Here is a 4800-nt window from a genome sequence, read left to right on the forward strand (position 1 = left end):
GCTACGTCCGTCGCGCCACTTGAACAGCGCGGTATCGTCATTGCGACCGCGAAGTTGCCGCGTTGCCAGCATCGACGACGACCAACTTGTTGTCCGCCAACATGCAAAGTTATAGAGCCCCATCCCAGCGCGAATAGTCAAGTGCCGAAGCCGAAAGCAGCCACGGAAGGTCACGCGCCGTACAAGATTGTCCACAGACGGGTCGCCGCCATACGTGATGAGTTGTTTTGTCTTGTGATTAAGTGGAGGTTGAGCTTAATCAAGCCGCAATAAGCGCGATACCCTAGGTCGAACTGAGTCGATATGCATGACCATCCCGCAACGGCGAAGCGCCCTTGCGTAAGGTCAGCGTGAGCATGCGAGCTGAACCAAGACAAGCACGCTCGCGCTCGTCTAATAAATGATAATCTAAAGGTGTTTCATGTACAGTATTGCCCTTCTAGGTGGCCGAGGTTACATTGGCACTGCGCTTACCGGCGTGCTCGCTCGCGCGGGCTATCAAATTCACGTCTACGATACGGCCGCATGCTCCCCGGCCCATCTCTCTGGTGCGAACGTCCGGCACTTTGTAGGTGATTATCGCTCTCTCGCAGCGCAGGAGCTCAGCAGCTACCAGGTTGTTGTCTTGCTCGCAGCGCACTCAAGTGTTGCCGTCGCATGTGCCGATCCGTTTGGCGCTTGGCGTAACAACGTGGAAGGCTTCGTGCACCTCATTTCTCAATTGCGCGGCCAACGTTTGATCTATGCAAGCTCGAGTTCAGTGTACACGGGTGTCGGCGCGGCCTTGGCAGATGAATCTGCTGTAACAACGGAATTCCAGAATATTTACGATTTTTCCAAGTTCTGTGACGATCAATGCGCCCGTCTCCTATACCCTCGCGCCGTCGGACTTCGGTTCGGGAGCGTATGTGGATGGTCACCGGTCATGCGAAATGACATCATGATCAACTGCATGGTCAATACCGCATTGCAGACTGGACAAGTACGCATTGCTAACGCCTCGGTCTCGCGGCCGATACTGGGCCTATCTGATCTATGCCGCGCATTGAGCGTCATAATCGAGCGCGAAGACTTGTATGGCCCGTTTAACCTATCGAGCTTCACGTCGACAGTAGGCGAAATCGGCGCTGAGGTAGCGCGGCTCACGAAGGCTCAGACCTTTATCGCTCCGCCCTGCGACACCTATGACTTTTCGATGTCCTCCGAGCGCTTTCGAAGAATGACCGGTTTCAGCTTCGAAGACGACATCACCTCGATTGTGAATTCGCTGCTGCAGCACCGCTTAAAATCACAAAAAACGCAAGCTTTGCCTGCAATTCCAAGCGGTGTCGTCTAACAACTTGCGCGCACGGGCGAACCCTTATGCCCGTCGTCCTCGAGTGGCCAAGCCCAAAGCAATGTGCCGTCGCTTCACGAAAGCCTAAGCCAATACAACAACCCGTCTTTGCGAGCGCGGCGCTGTACGCTCACGAACGCTTTTGCTCGGTTGGTGGGCCCAGTCGCGAAGTCGCGCGTGGCTAAATTTCCGTTTCGCTCTGAACGAGATGGCTTCCCCAAATCCTTCTACGTCGAGCCCCTGCCAAATATCAAGGATTGTATCGATGAGCTCAACCTTAATACCGGGTTGCACCGCCTTGCGTCATTGTCTCGCTTGCGGATCAAGCCGTCTTTTTCCTTATCTCGATCTTGGCGCCCAACCGTTAGCCAATTCCTTCGTGAGCGACGCCTCGAAGCTGACGCGCTATCCGCTCGGTACGGCGCTGTGCACGGATTGCTATCACAGTCAACTGACCCATAGCGTCGATCCAGCGCTACTTTTTAAGCACTATCTCTATGTTAGCGGAACGACTGCATCCCTTGCGCGGTATTTCCACTCCTTTGCGCGAGCATTGACTGAGCGTCATGGCCAGGGACTTCACATCCTAGACATCGCGAGCAATGATGGCAGTTTTCTGGCTCAGTGCAAGCGCCAGGGACATTCTGTGCAAGGCGTCGATCCCGCAGAAAATCTACGTGCCCTCTCCGAGGCCAACGGTATCCCAACGGCAGTAGCTTTTTGGAATGAACAGCTGGCGCGTCAACTGGACGCGGCCGATGTCATCGTCGCCATGAATGTCGTCGCTCATGTGCCTGATCCATTGGCCTTTCTCACAGCCTGCGCGATCGCATTGAAACCTGGGGGGACGCTTTATATACAAACGTCTCAAGCAAATATTTTCAAGAATTGTGAATTCGATACCATTTATCATGAACACCACTCGTTCTTCACTGCGCGCTCGATTAAAGCGCTAGCGGCCCGGGCTGGGTTCGAGGTCGTATCCATCGACGTTGTCGCGGTGCATGGCGGAAGCTATTTGTGGGAGCTGCGTCACCGTACACGCGCAAGCGATGCTGTCTTGCCAATCGAGCAAGACGAGGTTCGGAACGGCTTCTACAATCGCCGCACTTATGAGCAATTTCAAGCTCACGCTTTGCGCATCGCCCGACATGCACAGGATGTCGTTAAAGACAAGCGCCGCCGCGGCTACACCGTCGGCGCCTACGGCGCAGCCGCCAAGGGGAATACCTTTGTCAACTTCGCAGCGCTCGAGTTGGACTTTATGATTGATGATAACCCCTTGAAACATAATCTTCGCTCGCCCGGGATGAATACCCCGGTAAAGAGCGCGCAGCATCTATGCCAAACGCCTGATCCAATGGCGTTGCTTGTGCTCGCGTGGAATTTTTACGATGAAGTGAAAGCACGAGTACGTTCAGCACGGCCGTCTACTCCCACTATATTAATGCGCGCATTTCCTCAGTGGGAGGAAGACAAAGTGGAGATTCAATAGTGATGGCAACGCCACGCCCAAGCGTGCTGATCGCTCACGTCTACAACGAAGCTTACCTCTTGCCCTGGTGGATCCGTCACCACGTCGGTATGTTCGATGAAGGCGTGATTATCGACTATGCAAGCACCGACGGCTCAATGGACATAGTGCGAAAGCTGGCTCCGCATTGGAAAATTATGTCCAGCCAGCATCAGGCGTTTGATGCGATGCTATGTGATCAGGAAGTCATGGCAATCGAGCGCACTTATGACAACCGTTGGAAGATGGTGCTCAACGTCACCGAGTTCCTCTGTGTCCGTGACATGAAATCCTGGCTTGCCTCTTTGGAGCAACACGGATGGGAAGCGTACGGAATTCGGACTGCCATAATGGTCGATGCTATCTCAGCAGAGTCGCCCGACTTAGATCCGGATCAGCCGCTTGTCTCTCAACGTCATCATGGTTACTTTGAAGAACAACATCTGATTGAGCTTCAGCCATTCTTCTCACGATGTCGCATTATCCATCGCATGGAAGACGGTGCATATTGTATGTTTGGTCGCCACGTCTCAACGCATCGAACCTATATACACCCGGCCGGCGCGCTGCTTAAATTCTGCTTGTACAGTCCAATGAACGCAGCCTTTCTGAATCGAAAACTTCAAATTGGCGACCGAGTGTCAGCGCAAGACTTAAAGCATAATTCGAATATTCATCATCGGCTTGATTTGAACGGCCACCAGCGTCGTTATTCGGCCGAGGCAAGAAAATCCAGTAATCTCATGCACTACCGTGAGTATGCTGACGTGATGGGAGACTGGCGCGAAAGAAGCCTTGCTCGAACCCTAACAGGCGCTCGGTATCCTGCTGCACCAGGTGTGATGTGGCACGAAAGCGGCGACGCGCCTTCTTACTCAACGATGACGCTTCTCCAAGCGATACTTCAACAACCTTCTTACATCTTCAAAATTGGATTGGAACATTGGGCCCGTACTCAGCTGGACCGCGACATCACTGATCTGCCAGCAGCCGTAACGCTCGCATTCGCGGTACTGATGTACCAGTTACCGCATTTGAGCTCGCAGGCGAGCCTTTCGCGTGTGCGAGAAGCGTACGCACGGCTTCACCGGACAGCACTTGCGCACCCGCGTCACGCCCCGTTATGGTGGATGCTCGCGCTCTTACTGGACCAGCTCGATCAGCCCGAGGACGCACAAGCCATGCGAGCGCTCGCCGTTCAGCTTTGCCCAGAAGTATTCAGTCAAAAGCCGAGTCATGAGCTCGTGTACTGGGAGGCTTCTAACTGAAGGCGAATCATGCATCGTTATGCTAACCGTGCAAAGCAGCGGAAGGCAGTCATTGCGCACGTTCTTGGGGGCCAGAATTTAGCATGATCTTCGCAGCAAGTATGCGTCAGCACATTCCGTATCGACGATGAATCATAGATATCCACGACCTTGCGCAGTAGCCTCTACGAAATACGCTGGGTCCTTCGGAGTCCGTCACCGCGATCGACGCGCTTCTCGCGTTCAGTCTGACGACGGTGCCAACCCGCTCGTTCAATTGATCGACGCCGAGTCCCTCCTGTACGAGCACTTGAGTATGCAGAAGCTCCGTGACGGTGCCTTCCAAAGCGGCCCCACTAGACTGCCGCCGACGTCACTGACCGTCATGCCGATGTGTAATCGTTGACGACTCGTGAGAAACAAATCCCTGTTTCTCCGCGAACGCCGGACCCGGCACGGGGTTGGATTGCTCTCAAAAAAACGGGCTGGCGATCAGCGAGCATAGTTCTCGTGACCAGATGGAGACGGGATAACTCAGACCTGATCGGCACGGGCACCGAAGCTCGCTGGCGTGAGCGTGGCAGATCGCCCGCGCCCTGCCAATCAGGTTGATGGTGGGGCTGCGCTATCTCAAGCACGTACAACGGAAGCAACGACTGATCTGTGAAGTCTACCCCACCGCCGCCCGCAGCATCCCTCTTTTA

At 54.4% G+C, this 4800-nt stretch carries 3 protein-coding genes; all 3 read left to right on the plus strand.

What is annotated here, in order from left to right; genetic code table 11:
* The first annotated feature begins 421 nt into the window (after positions 1-421).
* Complete coding sequence (locus tag AWB78_RS41415; RefSeq protein ID WP_062612953.1) at positions 422-1336, plus strand: NAD-dependent epimerase/dehydratase family protein; 915 nt, start codon at positions 422-424, stop codon at positions 1334-1336.
* A 265-nt stretch (positions 1337-1601) separates the two neighbouring features.
* On the plus strand, positions 1602-2831 hold the full coding sequence (locus AWB78_RS44760) for a class I SAM-dependent methyltransferase (protein ID WP_074173711.1): 1230 nt from the start codon (positions 1602-1604) through the stop codon (positions 2829-2831).
* 2 nt (positions 2832-2833) lie between these two features.
* On the plus strand, positions 2834-4117 hold the full coding sequence (locus AWB78_RS41430) for a glycosyltransferase family 2 protein (protein WP_062612958.1): 1284 nt from the start codon (positions 2834-2836) through the stop codon (positions 4115-4117).
* The last annotated feature ends 683 nt before the right edge of the window (positions 4118-4800 follow it).

The organism is Caballeronia calidae, from assembly GCF_900044055.2.
Taxonomy (GTDB): Bacteria; Pseudomonadota; Gammaproteobacteria; order Burkholderiales; family Burkholderiaceae; genus Caballeronia; species Caballeronia calidae.